Source organism: Synechocystis sp. PCC 7339, assembly GCF_019924095.1.
Classification (GTDB): domain Bacteria; phylum Cyanobacteriota; class Cyanobacteriia; order Cyanobacteriales; family Microcystaceae; genus Synechocystis.
In genome coordinates, this window is sequence record NZ_CP063659.1 from 3,525,210 (window position 1) to 3,537,794 (window position 12,585).

At 47.6% G+C, this 12,585-nt stretch carries 16 protein-coding genes; 7 read left to right on the forward strand and 9 right to left on the reverse strand.

Features of this window, described 5'->3' with window-relative positions:
* The first annotated feature begins 11 nt into the window (after positions 1–11).
* On the forward strand, positions 12–707 hold the full coding sequence (locus IQE94_RS16765; protein ID WP_212719736.1) for a hypothetical protein: 696 nt from the start codon (positions 12–14) through the stop codon (positions 705–707).
* A gap of 164 nt (positions 708–871) precedes the next feature.
* Here the strand turns inward: IQE94_RS16765 and IQE94_RS16770 are convergent, their stop codons facing one another.
* The 4 genes from IQE94_RS16770 to IQE94_RS18735 all read right to left on the reverse strand — a co-directional run bounded on the left by IQE94_RS16770 (position 872) and on the right by IQE94_RS18735 (position 3,786).
* Complete coding sequence (locus IQE94_RS16770) at positions 872–1,390, reverse strand: adenine phosphoribosyltransferase (RefSeq protein ID WP_212719734.1); 519 nt, start codon at positions 1,388–1,390, stop codon at positions 872–874.
* Between the two features lie 176 nt (positions 1,391–1,566).
* Positions 1,567–1,908, reverse strand: a complete 342-nt coding sequence (locus IQE94_RS16775; RefSeq protein WP_212719732.1) for a DUF2973 domain-containing protein — start codon at positions 1,906–1,908, stop codon at positions 1,567–1,569.
* A 120-nt stretch (positions 1,909–2,028) separates the two neighbouring features.
* Complete coding sequence (locus IQE94_RS16780) at positions 2,029–3,285, reverse strand: MFS transporter (RefSeq protein WP_212719730.1); 1,257 nt, start codon at positions 3,283–3,285, stop codon at positions 2,029–2,031.
* Positions 3,286–3,654: 369 nt separating this feature from the next.
* A complete protein-coding gene (locus IQE94_RS18735) occupies positions 3,655–3,786 on the reverse strand; it encodes a hypothetical protein (RefSeq protein ID WP_255611328.1) in 132 nt (43 codons plus the stop codon).
* A gap of 102 nt (positions 3,787–3,888) precedes the next feature.
* Between IQE94_RS18735 and pstS the strand changes: the two genes are divergently transcribed.
* Genes pstS through pstB form a run of 4 tightly spaced genes read left to right on the forward strand, consistent with a single transcriptional unit; the run spans position 3,889 to position 7,648 of the window.
* Entirely contained in the window at positions 3,889–4,890 is a 1,002-nt protein-coding gene (pstS, locus tag IQE94_RS16785) for a phosphate ABC transporter substrate-binding protein PstS (protein ID WP_212719728.1), read from the forward strand.
* Between the two features lie 33 nt (positions 4,891–4,923).
* Positions 4,924–5,910 carry a phosphate ABC transporter permease subunit PstC gene (gene pstC, locus IQE94_RS16790; protein WP_212719726.1) on the forward strand — a complete coding sequence of 329 codons (987 nt, stop codon included), beginning with the start codon at positions 4,924–4,926 and terminating at the stop codon, positions 5,908–5,910.
* Positions 5,911–5,914: 4 nt separating this feature from the next.
* Entirely contained in the window at positions 5,915–6,787 is an 873-nt protein-coding gene (gene pstA, locus IQE94_RS16795) for a phosphate ABC transporter permease PstA (RefSeq protein ID WP_212719724.1), read from the forward strand.
* A 45-nt stretch (positions 6,788–6,832) separates the two neighbouring features.
* Positions 6,833–7,648 (forward strand): phosphate ABC transporter ATP-binding protein PstB, encoded by an 816-nt coding sequence (pstB, locus tag IQE94_RS16800; RefSeq protein WP_223342359.1) that lies wholly within the window; start codon positions 6,833–6,835, stop codon positions 7,646–7,648.
* 146 nt (positions 7,649–7,794) lie between these two features.
* Here pstB and IQE94_RS16805 read toward each other — a convergent pair whose 3' ends face one another.
* The 4 genes from IQE94_RS16805 to IQE94_RS16820 all read right to left on the reverse strand — a co-directional run bounded on the left by IQE94_RS16805 (position 7,795) and on the right by IQE94_RS16820 (position 9,325).
* On the reverse strand, positions 7,795–8,115 hold the full coding sequence (locus IQE94_RS16805; RefSeq protein WP_223342360.1) for a hypothetical protein: 321 nt from the start codon (positions 8,113–8,115) through the stop codon (positions 7,795–7,797).
* Between the two features lie 115 nt (positions 8,116–8,230).
* Positions 8,231–8,638: a hypothetical protein gene (locus tag IQE94_RS16810; RefSeq protein ID WP_223342361.1), complete on the reverse strand. Its 408-nt coding sequence runs from the start codon at positions 8,636–8,638 to the stop codon at positions 8,231–8,233.
* Between the two features lie 22 nt (positions 8,639–8,660).
* Positions 8,661–9,143 (reverse strand): YkvA family protein, encoded by a 483-nt coding sequence (locus tag IQE94_RS16815; RefSeq protein ID WP_223342362.1) that lies wholly within the window; start codon positions 9,141–9,143, stop codon positions 8,661–8,663.
* An 8-nt stretch (positions 9,144–9,151) separates the two neighbouring features.
* Positions 9,152–9,325 (reverse strand): hypothetical protein, encoded by a 174-nt coding sequence (locus IQE94_RS16820; protein ID WP_223342363.1) that lies wholly within the window; start codon positions 9,323–9,325, stop codon positions 9,152–9,154.
* Positions 9,326–9,850: 525 nt separating this feature from the next.
* Between IQE94_RS16820 and IQE94_RS16825 the strand changes: the two genes are divergently transcribed.
* Positions 9,851–10,063: a hypothetical protein gene (locus tag IQE94_RS16825; RefSeq protein WP_010873299.1), complete on the forward strand. Its 213-nt coding sequence runs from the start codon at positions 9,851–9,853 to the stop codon at positions 10,061–10,063.
* A 25-nt stretch (positions 10,064–10,088) separates the two neighbouring features.
* On the opposite strand, the gene recO is transcribed toward IQE94_RS16825, so the two are convergent.
* Positions 10,089–10,904 carry a DNA repair protein RecO gene (recO, locus tag IQE94_RS16830; RefSeq protein WP_223342364.1) on the reverse strand — a complete coding sequence of 272 codons (816 nt, stop codon included), beginning with the start codon at positions 10,902–10,904 and terminating at the stop codon, positions 10,089–10,091.
* A gap of 126 nt (positions 10,905–11,030) precedes the next feature.
* Here recO and IQE94_RS16835 point away from each other — a divergent pair, with 126 nt between their 5' ends.
* On the forward strand, positions 11,031–12,503 hold the full coding sequence (locus IQE94_RS16835; RefSeq protein WP_223342365.1) for a phosphoglucomutase/phosphomannomutase family protein: 1,473 nt from the start codon (positions 11,031–11,033) through the stop codon (positions 12,501–12,503).
* The last annotated feature ends 82 nt before the right edge of the window (positions 12,504–12,585 follow it).

The window sequence follows — 12,585 nt, forward strand, 5'->3', positions numbered from 1 at the left end:
GGCTCGTAACCATGAATATCCGTGATATTGGTGCTTTTTTAGCCGCTACTGTGGTGTTAGGACAGGGGGGGGCAGTGGGGGCGGAGGTCAACTGGATTGTTAAGCCTTTGGTTGACTCAGCCAATAACACCGTTAGTTGCCTGGGCCTATACCAAAACTATTCCCATCAGTTAACCAAAGACCAACTAATTTTATTTATTCCTGGGGAATTTGAGCGAATTGAACTAGAGGTTAGTTATGGTGAAGCAAAGCCAACCTTATCTTTGGCCGTGGGGGAAAAATCCACCTTTGGAGTGGCCATCACCGGGGAAATTTTTGCGGAATTACTCCAAGCTGAGCAGCTAACGATTAAAGGGCATCAAGCGGCTCCAAAGGCCGAGGCGTCCGGTACCGAAGTAATCATTGAGAGTCTCAATATGGCGGGCATGGCGGAAGCGGTGGCTGTATTGCGAGAGAAAACCTGTGCCACGGGGGAAATTTATCAGTTTCCTGCCCGATACTTTTTGCGCTACGAAGACCCCATTGCACCAGACCTGGTGCCCCAGCCCATGAATTTACCTAACTGGGATAAACCCCCCAGTGGTCCCCACAACAATAACATTCAATTTCCCCGGCCCTCCCGCCAAGGTCTACCCGATACCACTGGTGGTGGTGGCACTAGGGCGATCGACGATGACAACAATAACAATCCTGACATTCCCTTTTGATAGTGTGTTTGAAAAGTCTAAAAATGCTCACTAATTCTACCTGTCTCACCTTGGGAGGGGGTAAATGGTCAAAACTCCCCCTTTTTGAGTTTAAGGGTGATTCTTTACCGACAATGCAACTTTTCAAACGCTTTCTTAGACCAGCTTGAATACCATTGCAACCCTTAATATTCCACCAGGGAAATAATTGGTAAATCAGGCAAATATTGACGACCATTCAGGGCCACAAGCTCAATGATAAAAGCAAAGCCCAATACCTCACAGCCAAGCTGACTCAGCAATTCCGCAGTGGCCTTGGCGGTTCCCCCCGTGGCAATTAAGTCGTCCACAATCAAGACCCGGTGGTGGGGATCCACTGCATCCTGGTGAATTTCCAGAGAATCTTTCCCGTATTCCAACTCATACTCTACCCGGTGGACTGGAGCTGGTAATTTGCCTGGCTTCCGTACAGGGATAAAACCGGCATTCATTTGATAGGCAAGGGGCATGCCAAATAAGAACCCCCTGGATTCCATGCCCACGACATGATCCGGTACCAGTTCCCGGGATTGACATTCTTCCACCAAGGCGTCAATGGTGTAGCGCAGTCCCTCCGGGCTATTGAGCAGGGTAGTAATATCCCGGAACATAATGCCTGGCTTGGGGAAGTCTGGTATATCCCGAATTAAAGCTTTTAAATCCATAATGCGATGGTTTCAGACCGTCAAGGCCACAGGGTTCAGGGTACAGTGTACCTTTAACCATTCTCATTTCATACGGAACAAGACCCAGCCCTTCCTAAAGCTATCGCCTAGCCACGGTTATAGTCATTTTGCCCAGGGAAAAACCAATTTCTACTGATGCTCGATGGGACTACTGATTACTTCTCGTCTTCCCCTTCCTGGACGGTAACGCTGGGGGACGCATCAAAAATGGCGTTTAACTTTTCCCTGGCATCGTCCACATTAACGGAGCGCATTACCAATAGGGGTTCGCTGATGGGCATACCCTGATTGTCAAACAATTCTGGGTGACTGCTTTGGCCAAAACGACGGGAAAAACTGTTGGGCGGGGTGCGCTGGCTACCCATGCTGACGGAAATTAAGCTCCGAATTAGGTTGCTAACAGCAAGGAAGGCAATCACCGTGAAGGCCAGAATATAGATAAGATGCAGCACTGAAATTTTCCCCAATTGTTCGATGGCGACCCCGCTGAGCGCCATGGTAGAAAAGTTTTTTCAGCATGGAGCTGGGCAGGAAAAATCTAGGAATGATCGCCTAAGTCTTCTCCTAGCTTAACAAGATTTTCCGCCGTTGACAGGAATTACCCAGGCCCAGCGGGTCTATTGGGGAGTGGCGTAGAGGTCTCGACTGCGGCCAATGCAAAACTTGAGAGAACGGCCGATGGTGGGGTTGGAAAAGATGCCAAAAACCATGATGGCGGCTAGGGCCAATCCACCGCTGAGCCAAAATACATGGCGGTAACCAAATATCTCGTTCAGCACTCCCATAATTGGGGCGGCAATGGCAATGCCCCCGTCAAAGCCACTCATGCAAACGGAGAAAACCCGGCCCCTTTCCTCCAAGGAAGAGCGATCGGAAATCAAGGCAATGGTGGTGGGTAGTAAAATGCCACTGCCAGCTCCTTCTAGGGCGGCGGCGGTCAATAATTCCCAAGAGTTATCAGCCTGAGCAAGGCATACCATGGATAATAAATAGCAGATCAAGCTACCGGCAATGAATAGTCCCCGGCCATAGGTGTCCGCTAAGGGACCAAGGAAGAGGCGGGGCAAAAAGCTGGCGATCGCCGCCACACTGTAAAAAATTCCGGCATAGGAGGCTAGGTCAATTTCCCGCACAAAGAGGGGCAAAAAGGTAGCTAAGTTGCCAAACAAAAGACCAATCAGCAGTAATACCAGGGTGGGCACGGCCATGGATCGACTGGTGAGTAGTTTGACGATGGAACGGGGCCGGGGGCGATCGCCGAAAACATCCTCTGCTGATGACTGGTCTGGGGAACGCTTTTCCCGCACCTGCAAGGCCAAGGCCAAGGAAATAAAGCCCAACAGGGAAGAAATGATGAATAGGACTTCGTAGCCGATGGTTTGGGAAATGTAAGCTCCCATGGCCGGTCCAAATCCCATGCCAATGGGCACCGCCAAACTCATATAGCCAATAATTTCCCCCCGTTGCTGGGGCGGGGATAAGTCCACTACTAGGGCGTTATAGCCGGTGGTATAGGCGGCCAGGCAGATACCGTGGAAAGCCCGGATTGCCATCAAGGCCCCCACCGTGGCAGTGAGTAGGTAGCCCAAGGGAGCCAGGGCCACCACTAATGCACCAATAACAATGGCAATTTTTCTCCCCCGGCGATCGACCAACTGGCCAATCCACAGGCGAGAGCCCAACAGGCCAAGGGCAAAACTCCCCATAATCCAACCCACTTGTTGCTTAGTCGCCCCCACATCCTGGGCATACATGGGCAGGGTAGGAAGGAGGGCAGTGAGACTGAGCCAAAACATCAGCACTGAGGCAAACAACAGGGCAAAGGTCTTCTGGGTGGAGGGGGATAGTTGGCGCAGGGTCTGGAAAGAACTCACGGAATAATTTGCTGGGGAGAAAGTAAAAACGTTGCAACTGCTTAAAGTTTCTTTACAGTTGTCCATTCATCATAAGCCTAAATTCCTTCTGACCGTGGGCTAGTGCATGAATACGCAACTTGTATTCTAGGCTGGGAGAGTAAGCATTTTGCTGATGGATTTAAATTTCATTGCCAAAGCCCCAATCTACAAATTAAATGTCGCAAGAGCGGGATCGTGTCTTGCGGGAAAAACGGTAAGCCTACTGGTTGTGTTTAAACAATGATTTTGCCTGTTTTAACCTGGTCTTAATATGGTCTTAATTCAAGCTTAATAAATTAGTGACTTTAGCTAAAGCGAGTGAAATTTAACCGAAAGTTAATCGACTTTTTAATGGGTTTGTGTATTAAAAATAAAAATATTTTTGGGGTTGTAAATTAACAAAATGCCACTAATATTATTAGCTAGAAATCCCCAGACAATTTTCTGGGCTTGTTGACGGTAAACGGCCGGTTTAACCATGGATTTTTGCCGTTTTTCGGTCGATAGCTAAACCAATGGAAGCCCCATCAGCAAAGAAGGGCTGACTTTTTCAACTGCACCATATTCCCATTGTAATTTCCTATGCTTAGTTCATTTCAAAAAGTTGCCACCTTCTCAGTGGTTAGCGTCATCGTTGGTTTTGGTGGCATTGGTCAGGCCATCGCCGGTACTCTGAATGGGGCAGGGGCAAGTTTTCCTGCACCACTCTATCAACGCTATTTTGCAGAGTATAAAAAAGCCACCGGCAACACTGTCAATTACAACTCCGTTGGTAGTGGCGCTGGTATCCGTCAATTCATTGGTGAAACCGTGGATTTTGGCGCTACCGATGCGGTACCAACCTCTGCCCAACGTCAACAGATGAAACGGGGAGTGGTAATGGTTCCCACCGCCGGTGGATCTGTGGCAGTGGTTTACAATTTACCGGGTAAAAAAGTCCAACTTTCCAGGATAGCCCTGGGTAAAATTTTTACTGGGGAATTAAAAACTTGGAACCAGATCGATTCCAAGCTACCCAATATGCCAATTCGAGTGGTGGTAAGGGCCGATGGTAGTGGCACCACTGATATTTTTACCAGCCATCTCAGTGCCATAAATAGTACTTTTAGGAGCAAGATTGGGGCCAGTCAAGATCCCAACTGGGGCTTCCAGGTGCTCAAGGGGCCGAAAAATGATGGGGTGGCGGCCATGGTTAAGCAAACTCCCGGGGCGATCGGCTATGTCCAGGACACCTTTGCCCGTCGCAATGAAGGGCCAAATTTGCAAACAGCTAAGGTGCAAAATAAAGCTGGCCAGTATGTGGAACCAAGCTTAGCAGAGGCCAATAAAGCCATCAGTGGAGCTAAGTTTGACGCCAACTTTGTGGCGGAAATCAATGATCCCGCCTCCGGTTATCCCATTGTGGGTTTGACTTGGTTGTTGGTGTATCAAAACAACAAAAATGCCACCGTCGCCAAGGATATCAAAGCTCTGGTGCGCTGGATTTTAACCACAGGGCAAAACCACAATACCCAATTGGAATACACCAAAATTCCCCCAGCAGTGGCCCAACGGGCGATCGCCGCGGTAGACAAAATCAAATAGTCAGCCAACGTACTCAAAATTAAAGCAATAGTTATGGTGGAAGGTTTTTCGCCTCGTCCGGAATTTCCCCCGGCCCAAGGGGTAAACATTACCCAGGGAAATGCCGTTAACAGTGGCTTGGACTGGGGCTTCAAACAGTTGACCCGTCTCTGTTCCCTCGGAGTGGTGGTGATTCTCACTTGGATTGCCTGGGTGGTCTTTGCCGATGCCCAACCGGCGATCGCCAAGTTTGGTTGGGAATTCATCCTCAGTCAACAGTGGGACAGCGGCGAGCAACTATTTGGGGGCTTGCCCTACATTTTCGGCTCGGTGGTGAGTTCCCTCATTGCCCTGATGTTCGCCTTACCATTAGGGCTGGCGGTGGCCGTGATGACCAGCGAAAATCTTCTGCCCGCCCCAGTGCGGGTTCCCATCGCTTTTCTGGTGGAACTGATTGCTTCTATTCCCAGTGTAATCATTGGTCTGTGGGGAATTTTTGTCTTTATCCCTGTGCTAATGCCGTTACAAGTGGCATTGTTTGACTACCTAGGTTGGCTACCAATCTTTGGCACCGAGCCCTTTGGTCCGAGCATGCTGGCGGCGGGATTGGTGCTGGCGGTGATGATTATTCCCACCATCGCCTCTATTAGTCGGGATATTTTACTTTCTGTTTCCCCCAGCCTCCGCAGTGCGTCCATGGCCCTGGGATCAACTCGGTGGGAAACTATTTGCCTAGTTATTTTGCCCTCTGCTAGTTCGGGGATTGTCGGTGCCACTATTTTGGCCCTGGGTAGGGCCCTGGGAGAAACCATGGCAGTAACAATGGTGATTGGAAACTCTAATATTATCTCTGCTTCCTTGTTGGCACCAGGGTACACTATTCCCTCGGTGTTGGCTAATCAGTTTGCCGAAGCAGTGGACGAGCTCCACATCGGCGCTTTGATGTATTTAGCTTTAATTCTGTTTGTTATTACCCTGGGCATTAACAGTCTGGCGGTATTAATGGTGGCAACTATTCGTCGCCAAGGGGAGGGACAGTAAGGCAATGAAAAATGCAGCCCCCAGTAGTCTGCTTACTCCCCTATCCTTGTTCCGTAATGGTTTTGCCTGGGTGATGGGGGGGTTATCCTTTACCCTAACCCTTGTAGCCCTTCTGCCTTTGTTGGCAATTTTGGCCGCCATTATCCAGCGTGGTTTACCCACCCTTTCCTGGGAAGTGTTTATCCATCTGCCGGCTCCGGTGGGGATAGAAGGGGAACCCAACGGTTTTGCCAATGCCATTGTGGGTACTCTGACCATGGTGGGTTTAGGGGCTCTTTTTAGTGTTCCCCTAGGGGTGATGACTGGCGTGTTTTTAGCGGAGTTTGCGGCCGGTTCGGCGATCGCCAATGGGGTACGTTTCGTCACCGTGATCCTGAGCAGTGTACCCTCGGTAATTGTGGGGGTGTTCGCCTATGGGGTACTGGTTATTACCACCAAGCAATTTTCGGCCTATGCTGGCGGCCTCGCTTTGGGGGTAATTATGACTCCCATTATTGCCTTGACCACAGAAGAAGCCCTCAAGTTGGTGCCCATACAATACCGTCTAGGCTCCGCCGCCCTGGGAGGCAGTAAATGGGAAACCACAGTCAAAACGGTCATTCCCTGTGCCATTCCCGCCATTACCACCGGGGTTCTATTGGCCGTGGCTAGGGCCGCCGGGGAAACGGCTCCTTTGATGTTCACCGCTCTATTTAGTCAGTTTTGGCAAGAGGGATTAATGGCCCCCACCCCGTCTCTTCCTGTACTGATTTATAACTACGCCAGTTCTCCCTTTGAGGAGCAAAATGCCATTGCCTGGACCGCTTCCCTTGTACTGTTAATGCTGGTTTTGATCATTAACCTATTTTCCCGCTTGCTGATCCGTCGGCGCTTTTAATGTGCCCTCAATAGTTAATTTTTCAGTTTTCTCCGTTTACCACCTATGACTAATTTGTCCGGTTCAATGCCTAGCTCAATCGAAAAGGGTTTACAGCCCGCCATCAGGGTTGAAGGTTTGGGATTTTATTACGGTACCAAAAAAGTGTTAGAGGGGGTAACCATGACCATCCCCGTTGGTAGGGTCACCGCCATGATTGGGCCTTCTGGCTGTGGTAAATCAACTTTACTCAAAGCATTTAACCGCATCGCCGAACTGGAGGGCAGAGTAAAAGTAACCGGGACAGTGGAGTTTTTGGGGCAAAATATTTACGATCCCAAGGTCAATATCAACAGTCTACGCCGGGAAGTTGGTATGGTCTTTCAACGGCCCAATCCTTTTCCCACTAGTATCTACGACAACATTGTCTATGGGGTGAAGCTCTGTTGCCGGGCTAGCCGGGGAGAACTGGATGAAATTGTGGAACGCTCCCTCACTAGGGCTGTGTTATGGGATGAGGTCAAAGATAGTTTGAAAAAGTCCGCTTTGGGTCTGTCGGGAGGACAACAGCAACGGCTATGTATTGCCAGGGCCCTGGCAGTTAATCCCAAAGTACTACTAATGGACGAACCCTGTTCCGCTCTCGATCCCATTTCCACTCTCAAAATTGAGGAGCTGATTAAAAGTCTGCGGGAAAAGGTGACCATCACCATCGTTACCCACAATATGCAACAAGCTCTGAGGGTATCGGATTACACGGCTTTTTTTAATACTGACGAGAGCCGTATTGGTCAGTTGGTGGAATTTGATAGCACCCAGAATATTTTCTCTAGTCCCCAGGAAAGCCAAACCAGGGATTACGTAGCCGGCAGATTTGGTTAGATACTGAAAGGAGCTCTACCACTAAATTCAAGTCTGAAATAATTTCAAAGAGAGACTCCTTCTACACTAAGGGGGAATTAATAGTCGTCATAAATTTTGTGTATAATCCCTTCTAAGGAGAATACTAACTCAGACAATAAAAATGTTTATCTACCAGTGCCAACCATCACAGATGGACAGGTTTCTTTAATGTTATCTGTAATTACTTGCCCATACCTAAAAAACATCTGCTGTGACGCACTATTTACAGCATTGGCATTGGTAACACCATTTTGCGCCATATACTGTTTAAAACGCTGGTCATATTGTGCCCTGGCTTCTTTAACTGCATCAAAATGGGCTTTATTATAATTTCTTGCACCACAATAAGTATTCACGTAGTAGTAACTAGCTTCATTAAAAGCAGCGGCCGAATTTTGCTCTGCCTTTTTTGATTGGTCTGAGTGCATACTTTGAGCAAAAGCCATGTTGGAGGGAATTATAGTTATAGTTGCTATGAAGACTGACACACTGACAGTTAAATTTATTTTCATTGTCAACAGTTAAATAATTTTGTAGGAACATTAATAAACGATGCTGAATTTAGCAATATTTTTGACCCCGACTAAGCCAATCACGTTTGAATGGCTCAATGAAGTTATAGAGAATACTAACCATCCTGATTGAATTTTGCATTGTCTTAGGTTCCTTCATATTGATATAGACCGTCTGGTAATTATCAGCTCCCTCTAGAACGTAGAAAGAGACCATATGACTTCTACATGTTGCACTAACTGTTGATTTGAAGTTACCTTGCTTACTACCATTTTGTGAGACAAAAAGTAAGTAATTATATCCCGAATAAGTTGGGGTACTGCTATCAGAAACATGTACGGTATAATTTGCTCCTTTTTGCAACAATCTGACTGGAACTCCATCAATTGTCATGGCCTGAACTAATCCAGATCCAAAACCAAATAAAAGTAAAGCCGCAGAAAATAGAGTTTTCATGCTATGTATTCTCAGAAACCAATCAATTAACTTGAATAGATGTGCTAACTTTATTGGGAAAATCTTTTAAGTCTTCGAGTATTGCATTAGATAAAATACTTTCAGATATAGCAACGAGATTCTTTATCTTATCGAAGCCAATAAGATCAATAGAATTTTCGGGTTCTTTGTCTATCAATTGAAGCCCATAATATAAAATTAAGGCATCATCAAGAAACCCAAAAATAGAATGGGAATCATCAGGAATGTAGTCAATAGGATTGAATACATAACTGTAAATCCCACTAGCTATCGCCTTAGTTTTGACTGATGTTGATGGCTCTCTCATTAGAGAAATTAATTCTATCAGCATTTCCGGGATAACTAAGACTAGATCTATGCACTCAGGGGGTATTGAGTTGATATTGTCATTCTTCAAATAAGAAGAAATTGAAGCAATATCTACTCCATTAATCTGATATTCCCTATGAATATTTTGGATGTGCTGTGTTAGAAGTTCAATCATAAAATATATCAATTGTCATCTTTTTTAGTAATTGCATAACCAACCACAACAGCAACGGCAACATAGGGGGCTGCCGCAGTAGCCGCCGCTGCAATTGCCCCCCATCCTGCAACTGCACCTGCTGCGGCGATAGGTGCTAGATACCGCACAGAAGATTTTACGATAGGTGAAACATCACTCATAAAATTCACCAAAGTAATTTTAAATTACAAGTACATTATCAAATGTACAGCTTTTATCGAAAAATGGACGAAGCCAGTCTCAAAATCAATAAATCTTTACGTTTGTACATAAATGATCATTGATGACTGAAAGAGTCTTGGGCGATTGAGCAACATTATTGTATGCCGAAATACTAAAGCTTTATCAGATCAGATGTTGCATCATCTTAATAAATTGTGATAATTGACTGAGCCTCAGATCGGGGAGCAATGTAGAGAGGAGGGTATATACAGTGAAGCCTAGTTAATTTCTCATCCGAGAAAAGAAAGATAGCGACTGGACTCAGGTAGTGCTTTTCCTTGTTTCAGAAGCACTTTGGAATTGATATTTAACAAGGAAAAGTCAAGGGAGCATCTAGTAAAAGCCCCGTCGGTCAAGGATTTTGGCTATATTTACCCGACCTCAGCCCTGGGTTAATTAGGTATAATGGCGGGTATTGCCTGTCTCAAAATTTTTCGCCCATTGAACCTTATTAGCTAATGCCCATGTTTCTTGAAGAACTTAAGCCAGTGACCCGTGAGCTTTGTCAACAACCGATCGCCTTTGCTGGGGGGTTTGTGTCTGGTGTGCTACGGCTAAAATTGACCGATGATCCCCTGAAAAAATGGTTACAAAAGCAAGGGGTGACGGACTTTTCCGGGGCGGACATTAATCAAACAGCCCAGGATAATCGCCCCCAAAGCATTGATATCGATTAGTTTGGCGTTAATGGGGAGGGGTACGCTAAAAATCCACCTCCCACATACTGTCTAGCAAAACAGCGGCCCGGAAGCTTTTTCCCAGTTGACGTTGGGCATAATGGCGCATTAGGTTTTCCGCTTTTACCCAATCCCAGAGGCGGAAGTTGTTCCGGGCGATCGCCGGAAGATATTGTTGGGGGTCGGGCAAAACGGGTTGGTTGAATTGTTGCAACAAACTGAGTTCCATTGCTGTTAACCGGCGCATTTGAGGAACGGGGCCGATGTCTTTTTGACTGCTGAGGTCAACAATGCCCCCTAATTCCGGGATAAAACCTACCCGCCATTGGCGATCGTAAAAATTAGGGCGAATGGTTTGGGTCGTGATGGCACAGTGGTGAAATTGGGGTGCAAAGCCCTCCGCTCCCAGGCAATGGAACAACGCTTGGGCCAAATGGCCATAAATATCCTCCGCCGTTGCTTCTGTTTCCAACCGGCGTAAATGTTCAGTGAACAGTTCATACAGAGATGCCTGGGCGCTGGCTTCTGTCCCCAGGGCCAGGATTAGTTCGATTAAATATTGCCCTGCCGCCAAATTACAAACATTTTGCCCCAGGCCGGGATAGGAGTATTGGGTTTCCGCCTGGTTAATACGATCCAAACTTTTGCCCGCAAATAGCAGAAACTGATTCACCACAAATAGCTCGGTGCGGCCCCTCAGGCTGGATTTTGGTTTTCTGGCCCCCGGCGCAATGGCTCGAATCAGTCCATATTCCGGCGAAAAAATGGTCACTAGGCGATCGGATTCCCCAAAGGCCATACCTTTAACAACAATGCCTAGGGTTTGGTAAGTACGGCTCAATGGTGGTCAGCGGGGCGATAGTAGATGACTCTCCCATTGTAGAAAATCCTGCCCCAGGGGAAAGGGAAAGCCAAGGCTTAGGGTAAAATAGCCACGGGTAATTGCTCCAACAATAATAGGTTTGTCATGGTTTATACTCCTGCTCCGATTAAATTTGGCACCGACGGCTGGCGGGGGGTAATTGCGGCGGAATTTACCTTTGAAAGGGCCTCCCGGGTGGCGGCAATCTCAGCTCAGGTATTGGCAGAAGAATTTGGGGACAATGGTCGGGAAAATCGAATTATTGTCGGTTACGATCGCCGTTTTATGGCGGAACAGTTTGCCCTGCTGGTGGCCCAAACATTGCAAGAACTGGGCTTTGAAGTTTGGCTGAGCGAATGTTATGCTCCCACGCCGGCCTTTAGTTGGGCCGCCCACCAGGAAAATGCCCTAGGTGCATTGGTATTAACTGCCAGCCATAACCCCGCTAATTACCTGGGATTGAAGGTGAAAGGGGCTTTTGGTGGTTCCGTCGGCGGTGAAATTACCGCAAAAATTGAAGCTCAACTGAAAAATCCCTTACCCCCACCCGAGGAAGGGGGAAGTTTAAAATATTTTGATCCCTGGCCCAGTTACTGCCAAGGCTTACAAGCCAAAGTGGATGTGGAACCAATTAAAACTGCGATCCAACAGGGAAAACTCCGGGTATTTGCCGATGTGATGCACGGGGCGGCAGCCAGTGGTTTGCAACGTTTGCTAGGTTGCCCCATCGATGAAATCAACGGCGATCACGATCCCTTGTTTGGTGGTGGTTCTCCTGAACCTTTGCCCAAATATGTCCCTAAATTATTAGCAGCGCTGAAAACGGTGGCCGAAGCTAGCGGGCCAGAGTTGCGGGTGGGTTTGATTTTTGATGGGGATGCGGACCGCATTGCCGCAGTGGACGGCCAGGGCAATTTTCTCAGTTCCCAGGGTTTAATTCCCATTTTGATTTACCATCTGGCTACCCAAAAGGGCCTCCAGGGGGAAATCGTTAAAACCGTTAGTGGCTCCGACCTCATTCCCAAGTTGGCAGAGCTTTATGGCATTCCCATCACAGAAACGGCGATCGGTTATAAGTACATAGCCGACAGGATGTTAACTAGCCCAGTGTTGATTGGTGGGGAAGAGTCCGGTGGCATTGGCTATGGGAGTCACATTCCCGAACGGGATGCCCTGTTATCGGCCCTGTATGTTTTGGAAACGGTGGTGCAGTCCCAGCAGGATATCAGTGAGCAATATGGTCGGCTCCAGGAAAAAGTCGGCTTTGTTAGTGAATATGACCGCATTGATTTACCTTTGGCCAGCATGGCTGTCCGCACTGCTTTGGTACAAACCCTAAATGAAAACCCCCTAACGGAAATCGCTGGGGAAAAGGTAACAGACGTATTGACCACGGACGGCTACAAATTCCGCATGGCCGGTGGCGGTTGGCTATTAATTCGTTTTAGTGGGACGGAACCTTTACTACGGCTTTACTGCGAGGCTCCCACCAGTTCCCGGGTACAGACGGTGCTCCACTGGGCAAAGGATTGGGCAAATGCGGTAACGCCTGCCAAGCCTGCACAATCATCTCACTGAGGCGGTCCCTTTGGACGTAATCCAATAAACCATCCTCCGCCAAAATTTCCTGAACCACGTCATCCAAAGATTGCTCGTTGGC